Annotated in this window: 23 protein-coding genes and 1 tRNA gene; 13 read left to right on the top strand and 11 right to left on the bottom strand. The window is 61.2% G+C overall.

Going from position 1 to position 22,978, the window contains the following annotated elements; translation table 11 throughout:
• Positions 1-47 precede the first annotated feature (47 nt).
• The 3 genes from rbfA to ribF all read left to right on the top strand — a co-directional run bounded on the left by rbfA (position 48) and on the right by ribF (position 2,881).
• Complete coding sequence (gene rbfA, locus ACUIAD_RS00675; RefSeq protein WP_110452573.1) at positions 48-551, top strand: 30S ribosome-binding factor RbfA; 504 nt, start codon at positions 48-50, stop codon at positions 549-551.
• Positions 552-588: 37 nt separating this feature from the next.
• Positions 589-1,620 (top strand): tRNA pseudouridine(55) synthase TruB, encoded by a 1,032-nt coding sequence (gene truB, locus ACUIAD_RS00670; protein ID WP_445343839.1) that lies wholly within the window; start codon positions 589-591, stop codon positions 1,618-1,620.
• 118 nt (positions 1,621-1,738) lie between these two features.
• The gene (gene ribF / locus ACUIAD_RS00665) at positions 1,739-2,881 is read left to right on the top strand and encodes a bifunctional riboflavin kinase/FMN adenylyltransferase (RefSeq protein ID WP_445343358.1); all 1,143 of its coding nucleotides are present in this window, start codon (positions 1,739-1,741) and stop codon (positions 2,879-2,881) included.
• A gap of 12 nt (positions 2,882-2,893) precedes the next feature.
• Here ribF and ACUIAD_RS00660 read toward each other — a convergent pair whose 3' ends face one another.
• The 4 genes from ACUIAD_RS00660 to radA form a co-directional block, all read right to left on the bottom strand.
• Positions 2,894-3,661 carry an amino acid ABC transporter ATP-binding protein gene (locus tag ACUIAD_RS00660; RefSeq protein WP_445343357.1) on the bottom strand — a complete coding sequence of 256 codons (768 nt, stop codon included), beginning with the start codon at positions 3,659-3,661 and terminating at the stop codon, positions 2,894-2,896.
• A complete protein-coding gene (locus tag ACUIAD_RS00655; RefSeq protein ID WP_110452530.1) occupies positions 3,658-4,515 on the bottom strand; it encodes an amino acid ABC transporter permease in 858 nt (285 codons plus the stop codon). The genes ACUIAD_RS00660 and ACUIAD_RS00655 overlap by 4 nt, the downstream gene beginning before the upstream one ends.
• A 25-nt stretch (positions 4,516-4,540) precedes the next feature.
• The gene (locus ACUIAD_RS00650; protein ID WP_445343356.1) at positions 4,541-5,404 is read right to left on the bottom strand and encodes an ABC transporter substrate-binding protein; all 864 of its coding nucleotides are present in this window, start codon (positions 5,402-5,404) and stop codon (positions 4,541-4,543) included.
• 124 nt (positions 5,405-5,528) lie between these two features.
• Complete coding sequence (radA, locus tag ACUIAD_RS00645; protein ID WP_445343355.1) at positions 5,529-6,938, bottom strand: DNA repair protein RadA; 1,410 nt, start codon at positions 6,936-6,938, stop codon at positions 5,529-5,531.
• Positions 6,939-7,028: 90 nt separating this feature from the next.
• Here radA and ACUIAD_RS00640 point away from each other — a divergent pair, with 90 nt between their 5' ends.
• The gene (locus ACUIAD_RS00640) at positions 7,029-7,679 is read left to right on the top strand and encodes a hypothetical protein (protein ID WP_445343354.1); all 651 of its coding nucleotides are present in this window, start codon (positions 7,029-7,031) and stop codon (positions 7,677-7,679) included.
• 67 nt (positions 7,680-7,746) lie between these two features.
• Complete coding sequence (locus tag ACUIAD_RS00635; RefSeq protein WP_004268639.1) at positions 7,747-7,836, top strand: 30S ribosomal protein bS22; 90 nt, start codon at positions 7,747-7,749, stop codon at positions 7,834-7,836.
• 155 nt (positions 7,837-7,991) lie between these two features.
• Here the strand turns inward: ACUIAD_RS00635 and rpiA are convergent, their stop codons facing one another.
• The 4 genes from rpiA to ACUIAD_RS00615 all read right to left on the bottom strand — a co-directional run bounded on the left by rpiA (position 7,992) and on the right by ACUIAD_RS00615 (position 12,829).
• Positions 7,992-8,690 (bottom strand): ribose-5-phosphate isomerase RpiA, encoded by a 699-nt coding sequence (gene rpiA, locus ACUIAD_RS00630; RefSeq protein WP_445343353.1) that lies wholly within the window; start codon positions 8,688-8,690, stop codon positions 7,992-7,994.
• A 106-nt stretch (positions 8,691-8,796) separates the two neighbouring features.
• Positions 8,797-9,903 carry a ribonuclease H family protein gene (locus tag ACUIAD_RS00625; protein WP_445343352.1) on the bottom strand — a complete coding sequence of 369 codons (1,107 nt, stop codon included), beginning with the start codon at positions 9,901-9,903 and terminating at the stop codon, positions 8,797-8,799.
• Positions 9,904-9,991: 88 nt separating this feature from the next.
• On the bottom strand, positions 9,992-11,665 hold the full coding sequence (gene pgm / locus ACUIAD_RS00620; protein ID WP_110452524.1) for a phosphoglucomutase (alpha-D-glucose-1,6-bisphosphate-dependent): 1,674 nt from the start codon (positions 11,663-11,665) through the stop codon (positions 9,992-9,994).
• Positions 11,666-11,734: 69 nt separating this feature from the next.
• Entirely contained in the window at positions 11,735-12,829 is a 1,095-nt protein-coding gene (locus ACUIAD_RS00615) for a diacylglycerol/lipid kinase family protein (RefSeq protein ID WP_110452523.1), read from the bottom strand.
• Positions 12,830-13,049: 220 nt separating this feature from the next.
• Between ACUIAD_RS00615 and ACUIAD_RS00610 the strand changes: the two genes are divergently transcribed.
• The 7 genes from ACUIAD_RS00610 (at position 13,050) to ACUIAD_RS00580 (ending at position 19,235) form a co-directional block, all read left to right on the top strand.
• Complete coding sequence (locus ACUIAD_RS00610; protein ID WP_445343351.1) at positions 13,050-13,727, top strand: serine dehydratase beta chain; 678 nt, start codon at positions 13,050-13,052, stop codon at positions 13,725-13,727.
• Positions 13,728-13,739: 12 nt separating this feature from the next.
• Positions 13,740-14,615 (top strand): L-serine ammonia-lyase, iron-sulfur-dependent, subunit alpha, encoded by an 876-nt coding sequence (sdaAA, locus tag ACUIAD_RS00605; RefSeq protein ID WP_445343350.1) that lies wholly within the window; start codon positions 13,740-13,742, stop codon positions 14,613-14,615.
• Between the two features lie 171 nt (positions 14,616-14,786).
• On the top strand, positions 14,787-16,073 hold the full coding sequence (gene serS, locus ACUIAD_RS00600) for a serine--tRNA ligase (RefSeq protein WP_445343349.1): 1,287 nt from the start codon (positions 14,787-14,789) through the stop codon (positions 16,071-16,073).
• 93 nt (positions 16,074-16,166) lie between these two features.
• Positions 16,167-16,251: transfer RNA gene (locus ACUIAD_RS00595), tRNA-Ser, on the top strand.
• Positions 16,252-16,441: 190 nt separating this feature from the next.
• Entirely contained in the window at positions 16,442-16,939 is a 498-nt protein-coding gene (locus ACUIAD_RS00590) for a hypothetical protein (RefSeq protein ID WP_110452520.1), read from the top strand.
• Positions 16,940-16,949: 10 nt separating this feature from the next.
• Positions 16,950-17,588, top strand: coding sequence for a YbaK/EbsC family protein (locus ACUIAD_RS00585; protein ID WP_445343348.1), 639 nt, complete (start codon positions 16,950-16,952; stop codon positions 17,586-17,588).
• A gap of 114 nt (positions 17,589-17,702) precedes the next feature.
• The gene (locus tag ACUIAD_RS00580) at positions 17,703-19,235 is read left to right on the top strand and encodes a ClC family H(+)/Cl(-) exchange transporter (protein WP_445343838.1); all 1,533 of its coding nucleotides are present in this window, start codon (positions 17,703-17,705) and stop codon (positions 19,233-19,235) included.
• A 10-nt stretch (positions 19,236-19,245) separates the two neighbouring features.
• Here the strand turns inward: ACUIAD_RS00580 and ACUIAD_RS00575 are convergent, their stop codons facing one another.
• Positions 19,246-19,857, bottom strand: a complete 612-nt coding sequence (locus ACUIAD_RS00575) for a Type 1 glutamine amidotransferase-like domain-containing protein (protein ID WP_445343347.1) — start codon at positions 19,855-19,857, stop codon at positions 19,246-19,248.
• Between the two features lie 170 nt (positions 19,858-20,027).
• Between ACUIAD_RS00575 and ACUIAD_RS00570 the strand changes: the two genes are divergently transcribed.
• Positions 20,028-20,747 (top strand): hypothetical protein, encoded by a 720-nt coding sequence (locus ACUIAD_RS00570; protein ID WP_445343346.1) that lies wholly within the window; start codon positions 20,028-20,030, stop codon positions 20,745-20,747.
• 8 nt (positions 20,748-20,755) lie between these two features.
• Here ACUIAD_RS00570 and ACUIAD_RS00565 read toward each other — a convergent pair whose 3' ends face one another.
• Positions 20,756-21,376: a LuxR C-terminal-related transcriptional regulator gene (locus tag ACUIAD_RS00565; protein WP_445343837.1), complete on the bottom strand. Its 621-nt coding sequence runs from the start codon at positions 21,374-21,376 to the stop codon at positions 20,756-20,758.
• A 201-nt stretch (positions 21,377-21,577) separates the two neighbouring features.
• Complete coding sequence (locus ACUIAD_RS00560; protein WP_445343345.1) at positions 21,578-22,864, bottom strand: PspC domain-containing protein; 1,287 nt, start codon at positions 22,862-22,864, stop codon at positions 21,578-21,580.
• Positions 22,865-22,978: the final 114 nt, after the last annotated feature.

Genomic DNA, 22,978 nt, shown 5'->3' with positions numbered 1-22,978 from the left:
TCATGAAGGCGAAGATTGGTCATGGGCGATTCGAGAAAGGAATCATGATGGCAGGAAATCCCCGCGCCGTACGCATAGCGGCCCTGATACAGCGGGTCGTGGCCTCTGCTCTGGAGTCCCAGATGCATGACAAGCGCTTGGCAGGGGTCACCGTCACTGAGGTTCGGGTCACCAACGACCTGCAGATAGCCAAGATCTACTGGACCCAGCTGGGCCGGTCCGGACACGAGGCCGGGGAACGCAAGCGGGCCCAGCAGGCCCTGCGACAGGCATCCGGGCGGCTGCGCAGCCTGGTCGGCGCTCGGGCCGGTCTGCGGCTGACGCCTACCTTGCGCTTCATCTACGATGAGGTGCCTGCCGAGGCGACCGAGATCGAGGATGTACTGACCGCAGCCCGACACCGGGACGAGGCTATGGCCAAGGCCCGGGTCAATGCCAGCTATGCGGGCGACCCCGATCCGTACAGGCATGACGACGAGGAGGAGCCCGAGGAGCCGGACTCCGTTCCTGATGAATCTGCAGCAGAGGATGCGGATGAAGCCGAGCGCTGAGGGCATCAGTGAATCAGCGGCTTCTAAGCCGTCGGACATGATCGATTCTGGTCATGGTGAACCGACTTCGGGCATCATCCTTGTTGACAAGCCGAGCGGTGTGACCAGTCATGACGTGGTGGCAGCTGTTCGGTCAAGTCTCGGCATGCGACGCGTGGGCCACGCCGGGACTCTGGATCCCATGGCCACCGGCCTGCTGGTGATCGGTTTCGGCCAGGCTACACGGCTGCTGACGGTCATCGTCGGTCATGACAAAACATACCGCGCCACCATGCGTCTGGGGCTGGGCACCACCACGGACGACGCGGACGGGGATCTGCTGCCGGTGCGTCCCGGAGCTGCGCCGAGGGCGGACGAGCTGACGGCTCATGGTCTGCAGGGTTTGATCGATCGCTGCTTCACCGGCTGGATCGACCAGGTGCCTGATGCTTTCTCTGCCATCAAGGTCAAGGGCAGGCGAGCCTATGACCTGGCTCGCGCAGGCCAGGAGGTCAGGCTGGAGCCCCGTCGAATACGGATCGCATCTTTCCATCTGCTCGATTTTCGCCGCGTGGTTTTGTCTGACGAGGATATCAGGGTGGTCGATGCAGATGTGGAGGTGACCTGCTCTAGTGGCACCTATATCCGGGCACTGGCCCGCGATCTGGGTGAGCAGCTGGATCTGGGCGGCCACTTGACTGCCTTAAGACGGATTCGCGTGGGCCCGTTCGATTTGGAGAATCCTGACTTGGCGTCTAAAGCTTTGAGCGGCCAGGTGGTTCCTAATACCTACCGGAACCGTCAGGGTCAGACGGTAGTTCGCAGTCGTATGGTCCTGGACTGCGACAGACAGGGGATGTTGGACGCCTCTCTCGACCTGGCGCAGGCAGCACGCATGACCATGCCTGTCATGAGCCTGGATGCTGACCAGGCCGCCAGAGTGGCCAACGGCGGATTCTTGGATCTGCCCGTCGTCAGGCCCACAGCCGCTTTGGCTGGGCCTGCAGGCAAGCAGCGTCTGGCTGCTATCCTAGTGCCCGGTCCACGAGGCGGGGCCAAGCCGGATGTGGTCTTCCACCCCGAGGACTGAGTGCGCAGGTGCGGGTTTAGTCTGAGGGTCTTGCCAGAGTGCGACGGGGGGAATACAGTGCTTAAGGAATTTTCGGCGCCCGGGTTCGGGATAGTCGTGACTAAGTGATGGGAAGCGGATGAAGGTCAGTCAGGTCAGCCCGAATGCGTCGGGCATTGTCAGGTGGCCGGGAACCTTGGGCGCCCGGTCCAGCGTGGTCACTGTCGGTGTCTTCGATGGCATGCATCGGGGTCATCAGGCTCTCCTGCACCGGGTGGTCGCACTTGCTTCCAAGGGCAAGGACCGGCCTATGGCCCTGGTTTTCGACCCCAGCCCCAAACTGGTTCACAGCTACGCTGACAGCCATGATATGGATGAACCGTCCTCGGATCTGATTCGCCATGACCCTGATCAGATCATGCCCTTGGAGGAGCGCCTGCGGCTCATGGCCCAGCTGGGGCTGGAACAGGTTGTGGTGGTCCGATACACAGTGGCCTTTGCAGCCAAGTCCTATCGGTTCTTTCTCAAGCAGCTCACCGAACAGCTGGCCATGCGGACTCTGGTTTTGGGCCGCGATGCACAGATGGGTGCGGGGCGAATCGGCGACATCGAAGCCATTGGCGACCTGGCAGACACAGGATTGTTCAATTTGGAAGTAATAGATGACCAGGGCCCCGGCGACTGCACGCTGCCTGACGCTGACGGCCTTGAGCGACATCAGGTAAGGGTTTGGAGCAGTTCTCATCTTCGACAACTGATCCAGGACGGTGACGTGGATGCGGCTCTGGATATTTTGGGCCGACCGCATATGGTTCAAGGTACAGTGGTTCATGGGGAGCAGCGGGGCCGCCGCTTGGGATTTCCGACTGCCAATCTTGCGCCCGACAGCCAGGGAATGATGCCTGCGGATGGAGTCTATGCGGGCTGGCTGGTCGACCTGGGACTGCCTACGGATCCCATGGCGACTCCGGAGGGACAGGAGGGTCGGCTGGCCCAGGGTTCGCCCTGGCGGATGCCTGCTGCTATCTCCATAGGCACCAAGGAGACCTTCCTGGCCCCGGGCGAGCATATGCCCAAAGTCCTGGAGGCCAATGCAGTTCGGAAGGATTGGGTGGACCTGTACGGTCACCGGGTCCGGGTGGAGTTTCTCAGCCGTCTGCGCGGTCAGAAGCGGTATGCGGGCGAGGAACCCCTCAAACGACAGCTGGCTCTGGATGCCGATCGAACCCTGGATTTGACCAAGGCCGCAGAAAAGGGCTCCTCGTCAGCTGAAGGCTTGTAGGGATTATGGAACTCACAGCCCTCGGAAGTGGCTGAAGAACTCCCTGGTGCGCGGATTCTCCGACTCGTCCATAACCTCTTGCGGCGTTCCATTCTCGGCGATGACGCCGTCCAGCAGCAGGACGACCCGGTTGGCTGCGTGATGGGCGAAGCTCATTTCGTGGGTGGCCATGAGGATGGTGGTGCCTCCAGCGGTCAGCTCGGAGACCATGGCCAGGACCTCGCCCACCAGCATGGGGTCCAAGGCTGACGTGATCTCATCCAGCAAGAGCAGTTCCGGGTCGGTCATCAGGGCGCGCACAATGGCCACTCGTTGCTGCTGGCCGCCGGAGAGCTGGTCGGGGTATGCTCCTGCCTTCTTCCTCATGCCGATTCGATCAAGCAGTTCCAAGGCCCGTTCCCTGGCCTGGTCCTTGGGCATGCCGTGGACCTTGATGGCTCCCAGGGTAACGTTTTTCAGGACGTTCATGTGGGGGAAGAGGTTGAACTGCTGGAAGACCACGCCGATTCTGGCCCGGCAGACATCCTGGTTGATCCTGGGATCGGTGATGTCGGTGCCGCCCAGCCAGATCCTTCCGTCGTTGACGGTCTCCAGCAGGTTGATGCACTTCATCAAAGTGGATTTGCCCGACCCGGATGGGCCCAGCAGGGCCACGGTCTCATGAGGCATGATGGTCATGGAGATGTCACGCAGGACCTGGTTGCCCCCAGGGTAGGTCTTTCGAACATTCTCCAGACGGAGCACCGGCTGGTCCTGTTCGGCCCCTGCATGTTCGCTCATACCATGCCTCCGCTCTGTTCGCGCTTGCGCAGCCGGTTGGAATACCAGTCGTTGAGAAGAATGAAGGGGACCGATGTGGCGATGAAGAGCACCGAGGCCACCACGTATGGAGTGAAGTTGTAGGAGGTGGCCACGATGATCTGGGCCGCTCTGACAGCGTCAACGGCTCCCAGAACCGAGATCAGTCCTACGTCCTTCTGCATGGAGATGAAGTCGTTCATCAGTGCCGGAGCCACCTTGCGCAAAGCCTGAGGGATGACGACCAAACGCATGGTCTGCCCCGAGGTCAGGCCAAGCGAGCGTGCTGATGCCCTCTGAGAGGGGCCGACGTCCTGGAATCCTGCCCTCAGCACCTCGGCGATGTAGGCCGAATAGGAGAGGATGATCGCCACAGTGCCTAGCAGGGCTGCCGGAATCCGGTTGAAGATAGCCAGTCCGGGAATGCCGAAGCCGATCAGGTAGAGAACCACAATCATGGGGATGCCTCTCATGATCGTGGTGTAGACCTGGGCCAGCACCCGCAGGGGGAAGAACAGCGGGTTTCGGCTGGTGCGGATCATGGCCAGGAGGGTGCCCAGCAGCGCTACGCCGATGACTGCAAAGAAAAGGACCTCCAGATTGAGCCAGAGTCCCTGGAGGACCTTGGGGAAGGATTGAGCGAAGTAGGCACCGGAGAAAAACGACTGCTTGACTCGGGGCCAGCCAGGTGAGGCGTGCAGCCCCAGGGCGATCAGCAGGGCCAGCACCAGCGTGCTGGCGATGCTGACCGCCACGGAGCGCAGATTCTGTCGACGGCCGTAGCGTTCCCGTTCCCGTTGGATATCGCTGACCGCGTCCTGTGCCGAGGTGGCCATGAACGACAAGGTTTCCTTTCTTTTCTCAGCCCAGCGTAGGCAGAGAGGTGTAGACGTGCAGCCATTGCTTTTGCAGCTTGTCCAAGGTTCCATCCTTCTTCAGGGCCGTGACAGCCTTGGAAGCGGCCGGGGTCAGTTTGGATCCCTTGGGCAGGACCATGCCCATGCCCTCCGGGTCCTGTGAACCCTTGATCTGCCCGAGGATTTTGGCGTTCTTGACCTGCCCGGAATCGACCATGGTCACGGCTGAGGGAGTGTCCACGACAAGCGCGTCGATCTGATTGGCATCCAAGGCTTGGGATGAAGCCACGTCGTCGTTGAAGGTGTCGATGTCAGGCTTGACCAGCTTGTGGGCCATCTCGTAGGAGGTGGAGCCGACCATGGCTCCTATCTTGGCGTCCTTGATCTGGGCCAGAGAGGTTGCGGAAGCATATGGAGAGCTGCTTTTGACGACTAACGACTGGGTGGAGTTGTAATAGCTGGGAGTGAAGTCCACAGCCTGTCGGCGCTCCGAGGTGATGGAGAACTGCTGGATGTTCAGGTCGTAGTCCTTGCTCCCCGGAGCGATGGCGGCATCGAAGGTGGTCCTGGTCCAGGTGATGTGCGCCTTGTCAAAGCCCATTTTCTCTGCCACTGCGTAGGCCACGGCTGCCTCGTAGCCCTTGCCGGATTCAGGCTTGTTGCCCACCACGTAGGGGGCGTAAGCCGGGTCTCCGGTGGCAATGGTCAGGGTGCCGGGATGGATGGTCTGCTGAGTAATGTCCTGTTTGGTTGCTGACTGCCCGCCGCTGCTCGATGAGGAGCCGCAGGCTGCGCCGGCCATGAGCGTGACTGCTGTGAGTGCGGCCGCCGTCAGCCGGCGTATGGTTTTCCTAGTGAAGATGGTCATGCTGATCTGCTCCTCGCGATGATGATGGGTGTCGGTCTTCCGGCGACTCCATCCTAGTCCGGCAGGTTAACGAGTCGGCAGGATGGCGCCGTATTGTGCGACACGGGACGAGCCGTCGCCGGGCTCAGCCCAGTCCCAGAGCAGCCAGGGCCTCGGATAGATTGGTGGCCTCGACCACTTCCAGGCCCTGGATGGGCTTTCGGTCTCTTGAGCGCCGATCAGGCGGGATCAGCGCTCGGGTGAATCCCAGCCGAGCCGCCTCCTGCAGCCGGTGGTTGAGTTGCGGCACCGGCCTGACCTGCCCGGTCAGAGATATCTCGCCCATGGCACAGGTCGTGCGCAGGATGGGCCGGGACTTGGCTGCACTGGCCAGGGCGGCCACGATGGCCAGATCACATCCGGGCTCCTTGGCCAGCCCACCGGCGATGGTGGATACATACAGATCCTTTGTCAGCAGGTTGACGCGGCCGTGGCGATAGAGCACCGCAGCCAGCATGGCCAGGCGGTTGGCGTCGATCCCGTTGGTGTTGCGACGGGGAGTGGGCAGAACAGAGGAGGTGACCAGAGCCTGGATTTCGATAGGCAGGCTGCGGTGGCCGTCCAATGTAAAGGTCACGCAGGTGCCCTCCACCTCCTGTCCAGCCGTGGACAGGAAGAGCCCGGTGGGATCGCTGACCTCCTCAATGCCCTGCTCGCTCATGTCGAAGCAGCCCACCTCGTCGGTGGGGCCGAACCGATTCTTGACGGCTCTCAGCAGGCGCAGGGCGGTCTGGGGATCGCCCTCGAACTGGCAGACCACATCAACCAGATGCTCCAGGGTCCGCGGCCCGGCTATGGAGCCGTCCTTGGTTACGTGGCCTACCAAGAGGATGGGGATATCGTGCGACTTGGCCATGTCGATCAGGCTGATGGCTACCTCGCGTACCTGGGTGGAGCCTCCGGCGATGCCGTCGACCTGGCTGGAGACGATGGTCTGGGCGGAGTCCACAATGGCCAGTGCCGGCTTTTCGCGCTCAATCAGCCCCAGCACCGTGGCCAGGTCGGTAGTTGAAGCCAGCAGCAGTGAATCCTTGAGCGCATCCACTCGGCTGGCCCTCATCCGCACCTGGGCCTGGGACTCCTCGCCCGACAGGTAGAGCACCTTGCCTCTTTCGCCGCCCCGGTCGGCCACACGGCCGGCGGTCTCCAGCAGAAGGGTGGACTTGCCGATGCCTGGCTCGCCGGCCAAGAGGATGACCGACCCGGGTACGATCCCCCCGCCCAGGACTCGGTCGAACTCCTCGAATCCTGTGGGAATGCGCTTTACCTGATCCGTGCTTACACGGGTGATGGGCCGGGCCAGCCCGGTCTTCGGGGGCGCAGGTGCCGTATGGCTGCCGCCAGAGGAGGATAGACCCCCGCCTGCACCTACGACACGTGCTTCGTGAAATTCCTCGATGGTTCCCCACTGGCCGCATTCCGGGCAGCGTCCGAACCACTTGCCTCCGGTCCACCCGCACTCCGTGCACACGTATTGCGTTGTCGTCTTGGCCATACCTGCACGCTATCGGGATTCAGGGACGAGAAGCCAGGCTTTTACGCCATCTTCGCAGTGCCGACACCCTGCTCATGAGAGAATGGGGTCATGGCTGAGAATCCTTCTGCACCCCTGTCCTCTTCATCCGACTCCTCCGCGCATGCCAGGAAGCGTCGTCAACGGATCGGTCTGGTTATTGCCCTGGCGGCGGCGGTGGTCCTGGTGCTCTTATCGGCCTTCGTCTGGCCTCACTGGGCGGTGCGCAGCCAAGAGCCCGGTGCTCAGACTCCGGCCTCCGCTTCCTCCCGACCCTCGCAAGCCAGTCCCAAGGCCACGGCCGTTCCTTTGCCCGATTCGGCTTCCGAGCTGCTCAAGGCCATGCCTGATACGGTGGGCGATTTCGCCCGTGTCAAAGCGGATTCCGACAGCGAGTGGAGCACCCATACACCTATCGAGGAGTACAACCTGGTCTACTCTTCCGGCAAGTCCGGCGGGGATGTGACCCTCCACCTGGCTCAGTGGTCCAGGAGTGAAGATGCCAAGGCGCTCTATGACAGTCTGTCCACGGGCATGTCCGGCAAGGAGCTGGCCTCAGGCAAGGTTCGCAGCGGCGGCACGGTCACCGGATCCTACTTGGAAAAGGCTGACGGCGACGATGCGCACACAGCCCTGGTCATCTGGCAGAATGATACGGTGGTTTTCCGCGCCCAAGGTCAGCGGACGGCGCTGGAGGCTTTCTACAAGGCCTTCCCGCTCTGATCGTCCCGCAACCGGTGTACGATAAGCAAGTTGGACACTTCCAGGTAACTAAGGATCGGAGGCTCGGATGGGTTCTGTCATCAAGAAGCGCCGCAAGCGGATGAGCAAGAAGAAGCACCGCAAGCTGCTGCGCAAGACTCGTCACCAGCGCAAGTAGCTTTATGACTTATGGGCCTGCTAAGGCCGATGAAGCCTCCCGCACCGGATGGATGCGGGAGGCTTCATATATATCATCGCCAGTCATCGAGGCCAGTAATGCTCTCGACCTGTTTTAGCGTGCCGCCAGCTGAGAGGCTGGATGATCGCTGATCATCACTTGTTGGCGTTGGTCATGACTCGGGGGCCATTGGGATCGCCCACGATGACCGTGTCAACCATGTTGAGGAAGAGGCCGTGTTCCACGACGCCCACAGTGGTGATCAGGTCCTGAGCCAGATCCTGCGGGTGTTCAATCCGGTCCAAATGAAGATCGATGATGTGGTTGTGCTCGTCGGTCAGAACCGGATGTCCCTGGCCGTCCAGCCGCAGTACCGGGTTATAGCCGCGCTCCTTGAAGCGGTCCAGGACGTGGCGCTCGCCGAAGGGGATGACCTCTACTGGCAGGGGGAAGCGGCCGATGGTGTCGACCACCTTGGACTCGTCCACGATCCAGACGATCCTTTGAGAATTGACGGCCACGATTTTCTCCCAGAGCAGGGCTGCGCCTCCGCCCTTGATGCCGTTGAAGTCCTTGTCAACCTCGTCGGCGCCATCGATGGTGACATCGATATGGTCCGCCTGGTCGATGTCGACGATGCGAATTCCATAGCTCTCGGCCTGTTCCTTGGTCCGCCGTGAGGTAGTCACCCCGGTGAACTCCAAACCCTCTTCCTTGACGCGCCGTCCCAGTTCATCGACGAAGAACCGGACCGTCGATCCGGTGCCCAGCCCGGCGGTCATGCCGTTCTCGACCAGTTTGGCTGCCTCGATGCCGGCGGCTTTCTTCAGTCTGTCCTGCTCGGTCTTGTCCATACACGCTCCTTTATGCCCGCATGCGTTTAACCGCTGGTGTCTGCGGGTCTTGTTGGTTCAGGTTCACTCCAGTGTAGATGATGGCCCCTGACGGTTCATGAGCCGCTCAATCCTCCACTTCGATGGCGTGCAGGCGGAAAGGCGCCTCCCGTATGGTCACGTAGCCGTCAGGGTCAATGGCCGCGTCCAGATCGATGCTGCCGACGATATGCAGGTCGTGCCCCGTGAACATGCTGCTGCCGGACGGGGGCGGCGTGATGCGGATGCGGCCGCTGGCTCTCAGTCCTCGAGCGCCTGAATTTTTGGCCTCCCGTTCAACCGGGTCGGTGTCCGAAATGTTGTCGAAAGCAGATGAGACTTCGTCCTCCTGACCATCGGGTAGATCAGGGGCGGGTGTGCCATCGACTGCCTCAGGTGTCGCATCATCTTCTGCGTCCGCTGTCTGCTGGTAATCCGACGGCTCCGATCCTGTCGCTGCTGTGATTTGGCTCTCTTCGACGTCCTGTGCCTTTGGCGACCCTGGGAATGTTTCTTTCACCGACTCGGCCTGATCGGCATCCACAGCCTTGGACTCGATGGCGGTTTCGGCCAGGTCTTTCTGCTCCTCCTGGTCCAGGCCAGCCTTCTTGCGACCCAACTTGTCCAGAACTTGGGGTCCTCCGTCCAGTTCAGCCTTGACTGCGGACGGCACCTGCGTGCCCTTGGCATAGGGTGAGGCCAGCAGCGAGCGCCAGCCCTCGATGGGCAGACATCCTTCTCGGTCGCCCCTGCCTGCTGCCGTAGCGTAGCCACGGGCCAGAGTGTCCACTTTCTCGTTGAAGACGTCGCCGGCATGACCCTTGACCCAGACAAACCTGACTGATCCCGGCCGGGTCTGGATCTCCCGGTCGATGGCTTCGATCAGGGGCCTGTTTTTGACAGGCCTGCCCTGGGAGTTCTTCCAGCCTTTCTTCTTCCACCCGGGCACCCAGGTTGTGGAGCAGTTGATAGCGTACTGGGAGTCGGTTTCGATGACCAGCGGGCGCTCGCCTGGGTGGGCTCGCAGCGCCTGCAGCACGGCGCACAGTTCGCCGATCTGATTTGTGCCGTTGCTCGCGCCTCCTGCATCCGCGTCGCCGTCCTCATGATCGGCCCAGGCCCAGCCCATGGGGCCGTTGGGATTGCTCAGTGCGCTGCCATCGGTCGAGACGACCAGATTCTTGCCATTGGTCATGGCTTCCAGCCTAGACAGGGAGATAGAGAACCCCCGCGTCAGTGATGACTGATGCGGGGGAGGGAGGGCAGGCGGTCTTGTCTGCAGATCAGCCCAGGGCCTTGGCGACCACCTGGCCGGCCTCGTCCAGGACCTGGTCCAGGGCCTCAGGGGAGACGAAGGATTCGGCGTAGACCTTGTATATGTTCTCGGTGCCGGAGGGGCGGGCAGCGAACCAATTGTTCTGGGTGGTTACCTTGATGCCACCGATTTTGGCGCCATTGCCCGGGGCTTCGGTCAGCTTGGCAGTGATGGGCTCGCCAGCCAGGGTGGAGGCCGCCACATCGTCGCCGTTCAGCTGGGTGAACTTCTGCTTCTGCTCCAAGGTGGTCGGGGTGTCCACCCGCTTGTACCAGCTTTGGCCGAAGCGATCCACCTGCTCCTGGTGGAGCTGGGCCGGGTTCTTTCCGGTCTTGGCTGTAATCTCGGCAGCCAAGAGGTCCGGGATCAGCCCGTCCTTGTCCGTCGTCCAGACATGGCCGTCCCGGCGCAGAAAGCTCATCCCGGAACTCTCCTCGCCGCCGAAGGCCACTTCGCCCTTGAAGAGGGGGTCGACGAACCATTTGAAGCCCACAGGCACCTCGATCAGCCTGGCGCCGATGGAAGCGGCCACGCGGTCGATCAGCGAGGAGGACACCAGGGTCTTGCCTATGCCGGAGCCCTGGGGCCATCCGGGTCGGTTGCCCGAGAAGAGGTATTCCACGCAGACGGCGATGTAGTGATTGGGATTCATGACTCCGGTTCCTGGGCAGACGATGCCATGCCTGTCAGCATCCGGATCCGTGCCTCCGACCAGGTCATAGGAGCCCCAGGCTCCTGCATTGAGACGATCCACCAGGCCTTTCATGGCATAGGGGGAGCTGGGATCCATGCGGATCTTCCCATCGTGGTCGATGGTCATGAACCGCCAGGTCGGATCCACCTCAGGGTTGATGACACCGATGTTCAGACCGTACTTTTCATTGATCAGCGGCCAGTAATTGACCGAGGCTCCGCCCAGAGGATCAATGCCCAGGCGGACCCCCGAGGATCTGATCAGGTCGAAGTCGATGACATTGCCCAGGTCGGCCACATAATGTTCCCGGTAGTCGAAGCGCTCCACAAGGTCGGACTTGACGGCATCTTCGAAGGGTATCCGCTTGACCTGCCTATAGCTGCCCAGGAGCTCATTGGCCCGTCGCGCTATGGCGTTGGTGGTTTCGGCCGGAGCCGGACCGCCAGTGGGCGGGTCGTACTTGAACCCGCCATCGGTGGGCGGGTTGTGGGAAGGGGTGACCACAATGCCGTCAGCCAGGTCCTTGCCGGAGAAGCGCTGGGTTCCATCGGCCGCCCGGTTGTGTGTCAGGATGGCCTGGGAGACGGTGGGCGTGGGGGTGTAGTCATCGTTGGCGTCGATGCGCACCCGTACGCCGTTTGCGGTCAGGACCTCGATGGCCGTCTTCCAGGCCGGCAGGGAGAGGGCATGCGTGTCGCGGCCCAAATAGAGAGGTCCAGTGACCCCATCCTTGGTTCTCTGTTCGGCTATGGCCTGGCTGATAGCCACGATGTGGGCCTCGTTGAAGGAGGTAGTCAGAGCGGAGCCACGATGTCCGGAGGTGCCGAAGGACACCCGCTGGGAGGGAGTTGAAGGGTCGGGGATGAGATCGTAGTACTTGCCGATCAGATCGTCGACGTTGATCAGATCTTCTGGGCTGGCGGGCCTGCCCGCGTTCTGTGCTGTCATGGCTCCCATCATGCCACCCCGGCATGAGAAAGATGACAGGCGAGGGGGGGGGGAGGCGGTCGTCCGGTTTCAGTCTGATCGGGGCACGCGAACATTCAGGGCCCGGTGCTCCACGCTGATCGCCAGATGGCGGGTCTCGCCCAGAATGTCGCCGTCCACCTGGGCCAGGGCGGGCTTCTCCAGGCGGATCTCCGCCTTGGATCCCTGCAGCTGAACGATGGTGGAGTTGGTCGACAAAGGGCTCTGGCTGGCCTTGCGGGTGATGGTCTGATGCATTACATCACCAAAGAGGTTGGCCCACCCGATCAGGCCTGCTGAGGTGTCGATGATCTCGAAGTCCAGGATGCCGTCTTTGTAGGAGGCGTCGGGCATCAGGGAGAATCCTGGGATCTCCCCGCAGTTGCCGGCCATGAAGGTGCGGAAGGTCACTGAGGTGTTGGTCTGTGTGACCTGATCGGGTCGGGTGATGGTGATGTCGGCCGTGTATTTGGGCGCGAACAAATGTTTGGCGCCGCTGATGAAGTAGGCCAGCCAGCTGACTGTCTTCTTCAGATTGGGATCGGTGTCGTCGATCATCAGGGCGTCGAAGCCGATGCCGGCGATGATCAGGAAGGCATGGCCGCGCCGACGCTCCTGATCCTTCTCGTCCAGCAGGGCCATGCGGCCTACGTCGACCTGAGTGGATCCGTGCGAGGTAGCCACGGCCAGGGCGGCGTCCAGATCGCCCACAGGTATGCCCATGTTACGTGCGAAGAGGTTGCCGGTCCCAATGGGGATGATGCCCATGACATGGTCGCTGGATGCCATGGCGCTGGCCACTGTGCGCACGGTTCCGTCCCCGCCCACGGCTACGACTACGTTGACTCCACGGTCCAATGCCATGCGGGCGCAAGCTCTCCCGTCCCTATCCAGCCGGGTTTCGATGAAGCTGAATTCGCGGATGCCCTTGTCGTGGCAGTATTGCTGGATGCGCTCGCGGGCAGCGGCGGCCTGAGGTTTGGAGGGGTTGATGACGAAAGCATAGCTGAGTTGGTCGTCGTCCCGAGCCAGGATCTGCATGGCGAACCTATGCCGCCTTTGGGCACGGACAATCAGCACCACCGCCGTGACGACAATGGCCGCCACCGCCAGGATGCCGAGGATGACGACCGCTGGAATTGGCATGCCTCCATTGTGCGCGCGGTGCCGACCCGATTTTCCTGGGTGTGTCCGACGTGAACGAACCCTCTACAGCAATCACGCTGACAGTATGAGCTGATTGAGTTAGGGAAACCGCAACGTTATGATGTCATTCGGTCCATGTGGTCCCTTCGGTCTGGAGCTGCAACGGCTTCGCGCGCTGGAAGCCTGGGAAAGCCCGGGGGTATGGGAAGAGGAGGCAGGCATGGATAAGTACAAGAGCGTGTTCGACATCATAGGTCCCATCATGATTGGACCCTCCAGCTCGCATACGGCTGGGGCAGTGGCCATTGGCAGGGTTGGCCACATCCTTGCCGGGGGTGTTCCAAGCCGTGCTGATATTCATTATTATGATTCCTTCGCTCGCACGCACAGCGGCCACGGTACCGACTATGCCATCATCAGCGGCCTTCTAGGTTTTGCCCCGGATGACCCTCGGGTGCCTGATGCTATCGGCATCGCCCGCAGGCAGGGCATGGATCTGACCTTCCACGAGGAGGATGAGCCCAGCCCCATCGACCATCCGAACACCGCCGTCCTGGATTTGCAGGGCCCAGCCGGTCGAGTGATCTATGCGGCTTGTTCCATCGGGGGCGGGACCATTGAGGTGCGACGCATCAACTTGGATGGATGTCTGATCACTCCTCCAGGGCTTCTGCCCATCCTGCTGGTGGAATCGGATGAATCCGAAAACGTCGCCGGTCGGCGATTGGAGCGCATACGTGATCTGCTTCGCGAAGAGGGCGTGACCAAGGAGACCAGATACGAGCCTGAAGGTCCGGCCGGCATGGCGGTCTACGAGTTCGATTTGGACAACCCGCTGTCTACTCAGCGGCAGAAGCAGATCGCGGGTCACTCGTCCCGCATGATTTATATCGACTAGGAGGCATGGCGCATGTTCGCTTCGATCGCTGAACTCGTGAGTATGGCCGAAGAGCGCGGCTCGTCGATATCTGAAGTGGCCATCGACGAGGAGGCGCGGAGTTCCCGCCGGACTCGTGAGCAGATCTGGGCGAGAATGGCCAAGAACCTTCAGGTCATGCAGGCTGCCGTGGCCAAGGGGTCCCAGGGAGATGGCGTGTTTTCCAAGACCGGGCTGAGCGGTGGCCAGGCGGCTCAGTTGGCGCATTACCGGAAGACAGGAACCAGCCTGAGCGGCGATGCCATGTTGCAGGCCGTTGAGGCCGCCATGGCTACCAATGAGGTGAACGCGGCCATGGGCATCATCTGCGCGACGCCTACAGCCGGCTCCTCGGGAACTCTGCCCGGAGTGCTGACCGTGCTCAAGAACCGACTGGGACTGGATGACGATGGGCTGATCCGTTGCCTGTTCACGGCAGGCGCTTTCGGGCTGGTTACAGCCAACAAGGCGATGATCTCCGGAGCTACAGGAGGCTGTCAGGCGGAAGTGGGCAGCGCATCCGGCATGGCTGCTGCTGCAGCGGTTGAAGGTGCAGGAGGCGATCCTGATGCCAGTGCCCAGGCCTTCGCCATAGCCATGAGCAATCTGCTAGGACTTGTCTGCGATCCTGTGGCCGGCCTGGTGGAGGTCCCTTGCGTAAACCGCAACGCCATCGGTACTGCCAACGCTTTGATTGCTGCTGATATCGCTTTGTCAGGTGGCGTCAGCAGGATTCCGCCGGATGAGGTCATCGCAGCCATGAGATCCATAGGCGAAAGCATGCCCTCAGCACTGAGGGAGACCGGCATCGGCGGACTTGCAGGCACTCCCGCCGGCAAGCGGTTCCGCAAGACGGTATTCGGCAAATGATGCCTGGCAGACGCATATAAGGGACGGATGGTTCCTGGTCGCCTTCCATCGCGGCTGCTCTTCCTGGCTGGTCGGGGCAGTGGCTGCGCTGGTTGCGGCAGAGGCCATAACGCTCGGAAAGAGGTATGCGAGGCCGGTTTCCGTGTCTCCTGAAAGTCATACAATTCAAATATGTTAGATATCAGGTTCATTCAGGAGCATCCGGATGTTGTCCGTGAATCACAGCGCAAACGCGGCGAATCGGTGGAACTCGTCGACGAGGTGCTGAAGGCGGACAGCGAGCGCAGGGCTGCGCTCCAGGATTACGAGAGCTGCAGGGCTGAGCAGAAGTCGCTCGGCAAGCGCATGGGCTCGGCGTCTCCTGATGAGAAAGCCGACCTTCTGGCCCGGACCAAGGACCTGTCCGAGAAGGTGAACGCCTGCAAGTCAGCCTCCGACGAGGCCAACGCCAGGTACACCGATTTGATGTGGAAGTTCAGCAACGTAGTGGAGCCCGAAGCGCCCGAGGGCGGCGAGGACGATTACGTGGTGGTCAAGAAGGTCGGCACTCCGCGTGACTTCGCCAAGGAGGGTTTCGAACCCAAGAACCACTTGGACCTGGGCGTGGGCGTGGCTGGCATCGACATGCGCAGGGGCGTCAAGATTTCCGGTTCCCGCTTCTACTTCCTGCGTGGGGAAGTGGCCCGGCTGGAAATCGCCATGCTGACCATGGCCGTGGACCAGGCCATGGAGCATGGATTCATTCCTACCATTACACCCACCTTGGTCCGGCCCGAGGTCATGGCTGGCACCGGCTTCCTGAACGCTCATGCCGACGAGATCTATCGTCTGCGTGAGCCCGACGACCAGTATCTGGTGGGCACCTCCGAGGTCCCTCTGGCCGGCATGCACGAGGACGAGATTCTGGACCTGAGCCAAGGTCCGCTGCGCTACTGCGGCTGGTCCAGCTGCTACCGGCGCGAGGCTGGCTCCGCCGGCAAGGACACCATGGGCATTATCCGCGTCCACCAGTTCGACAAGGTGGAGATGTTCGTCTACTGCAAGCAGGAAGACTCCCGCGACCAGCACAAGCAGCTGCTGGCCATGGAGCAGGAGATGCTGGCCAAGGTGGACGTGCCTTACAGGATCATCGACACCGCTGCAGGAGACTTGGGGTCCTCGGCAGCGCGCAAGTTCGACTGCGAGGCCTGGGTGCCCACCCAGGGTCGCTACCGCGAGCTGACGTCAACCTCCAACTGCACCGAGTACCAGGCCCGCCGCCTCAATGAGCGCGAACGGCTGGATGACGGCTCTACCCGTCCTGTCAGCACCCTGAATGGTACCCTGGCCACCACTCGCTGGCTGGTCGCCATCCTGGAAAACCATCAGAACGCCGACGGATCCATCGTCATCCCCGAGGCCATGCGCTCCTATGTAGGCGGCAAGGAGGTCATCGAGCCTAAGACCTGGGAGGCCTGAGCCTTCTCTGATAGGCTTGGCCGACATTCCGCTGGTGGTTGGACGAGCCTTGATGTCGTATGATGAGTGGCGTGCCTGTTCGGCACGTCTTATGGACAGGTGTCTGAGCGGCCGAAAGAGACGGTCTTGAAAACCGTTGTGGCGCAAGCCACCGCGGGTTCGAATCCCGCCCTGTCCGCCTGATTGGTGCCCCGGAGCTGTATCCGGGGCATTCTTGTATTGGCTGAATCTTAATGCTCTCGGCCCTAAGGTCAGCGGTTGCACAGCGGGTTGGGCTGAAACTTCGTGCCTACAATGATGCATGGTAGCCATGCTTAATCACGCGAGCCGACCCTTGGGTGCCGACTCTGCAAGGGAAAGGTCGGGTCGTGGATCAATTCATCGCCATTGTCTCTCTGATCGGGGATTGGTTGCTTTTCACATTTCCACTCTTCCAAGGGCTTATGGAACTGCAGGAATATCAGGAGCTCCTGGACGACTTTGATCAGCTCAGCAAGAATTGGGATGAGGTCTCGCCCTGGTGGTGGCTGGCCCCCATCGTCAAGATCCACTTGGAGCGCAAACGCGGGCATGAAATCCTTCGTCAGGCTACGAGAACCAGGTCCGAGCGCCGACGGGCGCTAAGCTTTCTTGACCAGGCGACTGCCTGGTACTTCGTGTCAGTTGCAGGTTGGCTGAAGATGATCTCATCCTCTTATGAACTGCTTGAGACATATGATGCCGCGGAGAATATATGGATGCTGGTTCTCCTTGTCTTCCTGCTGACCTCCGGCGGCCTCTTCAATGCTTACTATCGCATAGACAGGAAGAGGATAGGCCAGAAGGAGGAGGAGCTGAAGCCCGACTCGGAAGTGGCCAACGACTGAAAAGGCGCCCATGAGTTTCAGGAATGGCGGTACTGAATCGGTAGTCAGAGCAGCCCTTGGCGCTCCGGACGATAGGGATAAAAGATCAATTGACACGGGGAACCGGGTTGCCCCCATGGCTGTGCGAGAGCTTCTGGACGGAGTAGGAGCGAACTGGCGCGTCGTTCAGCATCCGCCTTTGGACACCATCGACCAGGGCTTGGAACTGGGCATTGCCGACATTCTGGGGCTGCCTGTTGAAAACCTGTCCAAATTCCTGGTGCTGGAGGATGCTGGAGGCTTGCTGATACTCCTGGTGGCCAAGGGCATAACGCGTCCTGATCTGCGCCAGGTGCGAGCACTGGTCGGATGCCGGAGGCTGCACATGGCTTCGGCTGCCACCCTGCGTGACTGTCTGGATACAGTGCCGGGCCGGGTCTCGCTGCTGGATCTTGTGGATCATCACGGCCAGGTGGACACTGTCGTCCTGGATGGCAGCCTGACGGCAACTGATGAACAGACGGCTCTGCCATTGGGCGCTGATGACGTGTCAGTCTGCCTGCCTGGTTCCTGTCTGCCGGATCTTGCCCGCAAGCTGGTATCCCAGGTGTTCATATTGCCAGAGAGGTGGAATCGCCTATTCAGTCATTGCTTCTGGTCTCTGCCCTGAGGGATGCTGGAACCGTTGTTTGAGCAGGAGAGAAGGAGCAGGCCGGTGAGGCTGAATCTGTCTTGGAGACGACCATCGGCAGATAAGACGGATCAAGCCGGCTCTGCCGACCCGATGCAGGCGATCAGACCGGGTCGAGCAAGCCGGTGGCTTGTGGCACTCAGGGCTGCTTGTTGCGGACTGTTGGTGGGAGTGCTGGTAGTGCTCTACCGGCAGGGCATCGGCTATGCCACCAGGTTCGCTCGATGGGTCTATGCGCAGATGCATGACCAGCCACTGATGATTCTTCCTTGGCTGCTGGCCGCCCTGCTGGTAGGTCTGGTTCTGGCCTGGATGGTCAGGCGGGTTCCCATGGCTTCGGGCTCCGGTATTCCGCAGGTGGAGGGAGTGGTCATCCGCGGCATGCGCATGCCTGCTCTGCCTGTGCTGGGTGTGCGATTCCTGGGTGGTCTGGCCTGCGGCATGTTCGGGCTTTCTCTGGGGCGGGAGGGTCCCTCGGTGCAGATCGGCGCGGCCGGTTCCCAGCTGGTTTCCCGTGGACTGCGCCGAGACCATGTGGAGGAGACCTGCCTGGTGACCTCCGGCGCTGCTGCCGGTCTGTCTGCGGCATTCAATGCGCCGCTTTCGGGGATGGTCTTCGCTCTGGAGGAGATTCACAGGTCTTTTTCTCCCATGATCCTCCTTTCGGCGGCCATGGCCTGTCTGAGCGCCGATTTCATCGCCAAGAACCGCTTCGGTCTGCGTCCTGTCCTGGACTTCACTGCTATGCCACAGCTGACCATCGCCCAGTATCTGCTGATGATCCCCCTTGGGCTGGTGGCCGGCCTTGTGGGAGCTGCCATGAACCGCCTGCTGCTGGGTGCGCAGAGTCTTTACGGTCACCTGCCCTCGAAGCTGGGATCAGTGATCTCTCTCTTCCTCGCCCTGCCGGTCGGATTGTTGCTGCCTGCCGTCCTGGGTGGCGGCGAGGACCTGATCGGCAGGGCGGAAGGCGTTCGCGAGCTGGCCTGGTCGGGGGCCGTCAACCTGTTGATTCTGCTTCTGGTCAAGATGCTCTTCACGGCTAGTTCCTTCGGCAGCGGCGCACCCGGTGGCATCTTCATGCCCATCCTGGCAGTTGGCACGCTGACTGGGTCCCTGTGCGGTATGGGCGCAGCCGCCCTGGGAATGCCCGTCCGGATTATTCCGGTCTGCGCGGTCTGCGCCATGGCAGGCACCCTGACGGCTTCGGTCAAGGCTCCCATAACCTCCATCCTGCTGACGGTGGAGATGTCTGGATCCCTGGTTCATATGCTCCCCGTGGCTCTATGTGCCTTCACTGCCCTGATGGTGTCCGATTTGCTGGGTGTCGAACCTGTTTACGAGGCTCTGCTGGAGCGTTATCGACGCGGACATGCTCCCGACGCACAGGTTCCTGACAGGGTCACTGTGGAGTTTCCCGTAGAGCATGGCAGTCCGGCGGCTGGTCGTCTGTTGGGGCAGGTCCCTTGGCCGCATGGATGCGCCGTAATCGGTCTTCGTCGGGGCGAGCATAGGTTGATTCCTGCTGGCGATCTGCGGCTGCTCGCCGGAGACGGTGTCATCCTGCTCTGTCCGGGTGATCGTCTGGATCAGGCCCGCCAGGTCATGGAAGGCCTCTGCCGCTGATTGGCGTTCTCTAAAGAATGGTCAGGCACTGCCCACAGACCGCCACAGCCTGGGTGTTGTCGATGGCCACCATGGGCCTGTCGTCGCCGTAGCGGTTCAGAATTTTTCTGGTCACCTCGGTGAAGGGCTCGGAATCAAGGTGGGGCAGGAGGCGGAAGTCCACCAGGGCCAGCCCGGCGGTTGAGTCCAGATCCGGGGCGGCCGAGCGCGGATCCATGGCATCCAGGAAGCCGATATCGGGACCGGTTACCACAGCGCCTGCTGATTCACCGATATAGGGTTTGCCTTGATCCACCTGTTGCCTGATCAGATCAGCAGCACCTGAGCGACGCAGCTCCTGCAGCAGGAAGAAGGTGTTGCCGCCGGACAGATAGATCAGGTCGTCCTCCTGCAGGCTCTGGCGTATGGTTTCCGGATCGGCGGTCGAGACTTCCAGGTTGTCGATCCGGCAGCCCATGTCGGTGAAAGCCTGACGAGCCTCCTGGACATAACTATCTGAACGTTGTGGAAGGCTGGCTGTGGGTATGAAGGCCACCGTATGATTCTTGGGCGAGCCCTCAAGGAAAGCGGGCAGCTTGCCTGCGGTAGCGGAGAATGAGGATGTGAGCAGCAGCCGACGCATAACGGCTCCTTTCGTGCCAGGCGGGACTTCCCCCTGGGCAGGTCGCAAAATGTAAAATTCGACCATTGCTGACTTCAATATATCCAAGCCGCGGCCTTCACCTAGTGATTGACCACGTGCCGACTGGATTCTGCCGTAGGCCTGTAGGTCCAGATGTTTATTCTGGGGGCATGGCAAGGCAGCATCAGGAGTTCCAGCAGGGATTAAGCCAAGGCGTATCGGGCGACCTGCCAGGTGAAGAGCTGTTCAGCGAGGACCGTCCCGATCCAGTGGCCCCAGGCGGTAGCATTCTCTTCGCTCTGCCTGGGATCCTAGTGGACTGGGACCTGCGCCGAGCCCTGATCGGGCAGTACCCTGACGGGGTGGTCGATATGGTGCTGGATCCGGATGACCCTTGGGGCTTCGCCTGTGTCAGCAAACAGATCAATCTGGGCGTGGATCCGCAGCAGGCGTTGGCCGATTATGAAACAACTCACGGGCCTGCGGTCGCTTGGGTGGTTCGCGTCTGTCTGGAAAACTACACCTTAGCAGTAAAGGGCCTGCTCCCTGGAGCATCGGATCTGCTGAAGAATCTGCGGCGAGCTGGCCTGACCCTTTGGGGCTTGGCGGCAACGACCAGTCAGCTGACCGAAGCGGCGTCAGAGGCCCTTTTGCCCCTCTCTGCTCTGAAAGGTGCGCTGATCTCATCCCAGGAGCATCTGGATCTTTCCGATCCGCTCTTCTATCGTCTGGCTCTGCGTCGTTTCGCCATCAGCCCTAGGCATACGATCTTCGTTGATATGGACTCTGAGCATGTGGCTATGGCAGACAGACTAGGTATGGAGGGGATTGTTGCCCGTGACATCAGCAGTCTGCGTCAGCTTCTTCGTCAGCGCGGCATCGCCTGTTGAGCGGACTCTCAGACGATGCGGCGGTCGGCAGCCCAGCGGGTCAGTTCGGTTCGGTTGGATAGCTGGAGCTTACGCAGGACGTTGGAGACGTGGGTCTCAACCGTCTTGATGGAGATGAACAGCTCGGAGGCTACCTCGCGGTAGGTGTAGCCGCGGGCGATCAGGCGCATGACCTCCTGCTCGCGCGCGGAGAGCCGATCCAGTTCGTCGTTTTCTGCCAGACCGGCATCCGCTGCCTCGTCCTCCTGGAAGGCGGAGAGCACGAATCCTGCCAGCTTGGGGGAGAAGACTGCGTACCCCTCGTGAACCTGGCGGATTGAGGAGACCAGGTCCTTGGCGGAGATGGTCTTGGTGACGTAACCGCGGGCTCCGGCGCGGATGACCGAACCCACATCCCTGGGCGAGTCGGATACGGAAAGAGCCAGAAAGACCGACCTGGGGGATAAGGGATGGGAGCGGCTGAGAATTTCTGCGCCTCCCCCGCCTTGGCCGCCGGGCACGTGCACATCCAGCAGGACCACATCGGGACGGGTCTGCCTGACCATGAGAATGGATGACTCCACGTCTGCCGCTTGTCCCACGACGTGGAAATGCGGCTGCAGGGTGGTGATGACGCCGGTGCGGAACATCTCATGGTCGTCGACGACGGCCACGCGAATGATTGCAGACCCACTGTCACGGGATTCAGGGGCATCCTTGGCTTGATGGGGCTCTTTTGCAGTCGTGGTCATGGGCGTTGTTCAGCCCGCCTTTCCCGACGTGGGGTCCTCAGGTGTGGCTGGGATCGGACCGGCATGCGTCTGTGAATGAATGGTTCATCATGCATCCTATCATTGCTGAGCCTTGGTCCCTTTTTCAGCCTGATCAACCTTGCCCTCCTTGTGTTGGCTGGCCTCGGACAGCGGCATGTGCATCCTGACTTCGGTGCCCCAGCCAGGGCGGGAGACGATCTCGACCCTGCCGCCACGCCGCTGAATCCGGCCCATGATGGACTCGCGGATTCCCAGGCGATCAGCTGGAATTGCATTCATATCGAAGCCCGAACCGTGGTCGCGCACATAGACTTCAACCTGATTCCTGCGGGCCTCGCAATATACGGATATGGGTTCACCACCGTGGGTTACGGCATTGACCAGGGCCTGCCGGGCCGCGTTGAGCAGGGCATCAGTTTGGGCGCAGGGCATGGCGTCGCCCACGGTGACCACCTCGATCGGCTTGCCGGATTCGTCCTCCACCTGTGCGGCTATCTGGCTCAGTCCGGTGCTGACGGATCGGTCTGAGGGCGTGCGTTCCTGGTAGAGCCAGTTGCGCAGATCGCGCTCCTGGGATCGGGCCAGAGAGAAGACGGTATGCGAATCGTCGGCATGCAACTGGATCAGGGCCAGGGTCTGCAGGACGCCATCGTGCAGATGGGCCGCCATATCGGCCCGCTCTTCCTCGCGTTCCTTCATGGCTCGTTCATCGCCCAGCTGGCTGAGGATCGAGCCTACCCAGGGCACGACCACTGCGGTCACGCCCACAAGAAGCAGGCCGGCCAGGACTATCAGGGTCAGGGCCCAATGCAATTCCTGGGTGGAGAGCAGGAAGATCACCGCAGCAGACAGGATCAGGGCCAGGCTGCCTATCAGGGTCGGCAGGTGATAGCCGGTTCCTTGGTTTTCCGGCCTCAGCCAGGCCAGAACCAGTCCTGCGCAGAAAAGCAGACAGGGGACGACAAAGGCGGGACGCATACCGCTGTTGAGCAGAAAGACCGCAGTCAGCAGGAGGATGATGCCCAGGCCAGCCAGCAGTCTGGTTATCCGCCCAGGACTGATGCCGTGGCCCTCCTTCTGATCTGGCTGTTCAATAAGGATGCTGGGCGCCAGCGGAGCTGACTTCGGGTCATTCGGTTGGACTGCCTGGGTGGGATCGCCCTGGGGGAGCGTCAACCAAAGAAAGCAGTAGATCACGCAGGTGATCATTTTGGGAGCCATAAGCACCATGACCAGGCGTATCCAGAAGACGGGAATGCCCAGGTGCAGGCTGACGCCCTTGCAGACTCCGCACAGGATCCTGCCCTTGTGCGGCCTCATCAGGGGCATTCGCGCAGGGTGCAGAGGAGGTGGTTCCTTCAGCATTTGCTGTTCCTGCATGGGTGCGTTCATGTTTCCATTATCGTTTTTGGAAGGTGCCGACAAGGCAATAAGCGGAAGAAATCAGGGTCGAATCAGGGTGTTCCCCCATAAGATTTA

Source organism: Bifidobacterium sp. ESL0819 (assembly GCF_052606245.1).
Note: the sequence above shows the minus strand (reverse complement) of the source record. Positions and strands in the feature narration are given on the sequence as shown.

Bases quoted from the DNA above. Each gene is read 5' to 3' on its own strand.
- rbfA (WP_110452573.1), top strand. From the start codon at position 48: ATGGCAGGAAATCCCCGCGCCGTACGCATAGCGGCCCTGATACAGCGG.
- truB (WP_445343839.1), top strand. From the start codon at position 589: ATGATCGATTCTGGTCATGGTGAACCGACTTCGGGCATCATCCTTGTT.
- ribF (WP_445343358.1), top strand. From the start codon at position 1,739: ATGAAGGTCAGTCAGGTCAGCCCGAATGCGTCGGGCATTGTCAGGTGG.
- ACUIAD_RS00660 (WP_445343357.1), bottom strand. From the start codon at position 3,661: ATGAGCGAACATGCAGGGGCCGAACAGGACCAGCCGGTGCTCCGTCTG.
- ACUIAD_RS00655 (WP_110452530.1), bottom strand. From the start codon at position 4,515: ATGGCCACCTCGGCACAGGACGCGGTCAGCGATATCCAACGGGAACGG.
- ACUIAD_RS00650 (WP_445343356.1), bottom strand. From the start codon at position 5,404: ATGACCATCTTCACTAGGAAAACCATACGCCGGCTGACGGCGGCCGCA.
- radA (WP_445343355.1), bottom strand. From the start codon at position 6,938: ATGGCCAAGACGACAACGCAATACGTGTGCACGGAGTGCGGGTGGACC.
- ACUIAD_RS00640 (WP_445343354.1), top strand. From the start codon at position 7,029: ATGGCTGAGAATCCTTCTGCACCCCTGTCCTCTTCATCCGACTCCTCC.
- ACUIAD_RS00635 (WP_004268639.1), top strand. From the start codon at position 7,747: ATGGGTTCTGTCATCAAGAAGCGCCGCAAGCGGATGAGCAAGAAGAAG.
- rpiA (WP_445343353.1), bottom strand. From the start codon at position 8,690: ATGGACAAGACCGAGCAGGACAGACTGAAGAAAGCCGCCGGCATCGAG.
- ACUIAD_RS00625 (WP_445343352.1), bottom strand. From the start codon at position 9,903: ATGACCAATGGCAAGAATCTGGTCGTCTCGACCGATGGCAGCGCACTG.
- pgm (WP_110452524.1), bottom strand. From the start codon at position 11,665: ATGACAGCACAGAACGCGGGCAGGCCCGCCAGCCCAGAAGATCTGATC.
- ACUIAD_RS00615 (WP_110452523.1), bottom strand. From the start codon at position 12,829: ATGCCAATTCCAGCGGTCGTCATCCTCGGCATCCTGGCGGTGGCGGCC.
- ACUIAD_RS00610 (WP_445343351.1), top strand. From the start codon at position 13,050: ATGGATAAGTACAAGAGCGTGTTCGACATCATAGGTCCCATCATGATT.
- sdaAA (WP_445343350.1), top strand. From the start codon at position 13,740: ATGTTCGCTTCGATCGCTGAACTCGTGAGTATGGCCGAAGAGCGCGGC.
- serS (WP_445343349.1), top strand. From the start codon at position 14,787: ATGTTAGATATCAGGTTCATTCAGGAGCATCCGGATGTTGTCCGTGAA.
- ACUIAD_RS00585 (WP_445343348.1), top strand. From the start codon at position 16,950: ATGAGTTTCAGGAATGGCGGTACTGAATCGGTAGTCAGAGCAGCCCTT.
- ACUIAD_RS00580 (WP_445343838.1), top strand. From the start codon at position 17,703: ATGCAGGCGATCAGACCGGGTCGAGCAAGCCGGTGGCTTGTGGCACTC.
- ACUIAD_RS00575 (WP_445343347.1), bottom strand. From the start codon at position 19,857: ATGCGTCGGCTGCTGCTCACATCCTCATTCTCCGCTACCGCAGGCAAG.
- ACUIAD_RS00570 (WP_445343346.1), top strand. From the start codon at position 20,028: ATGGCAAGGCAGCATCAGGAGTTCCAGCAGGGATTAAGCCAAGGCGTA.
- ACUIAD_RS00565 (WP_445343837.1), bottom strand. From the start codon at position 21,376: ATGTTCCGCACCGGCGTCATCACCACCCTGCAGCCGCATTTCCACGTC.
- ACUIAD_RS00560 (WP_445343345.1), bottom strand. From the start codon at position 22,864: ATGCTGAAGGAACCACCTCCTCTGCACCCTGCGCGAATGCCCCTGATG.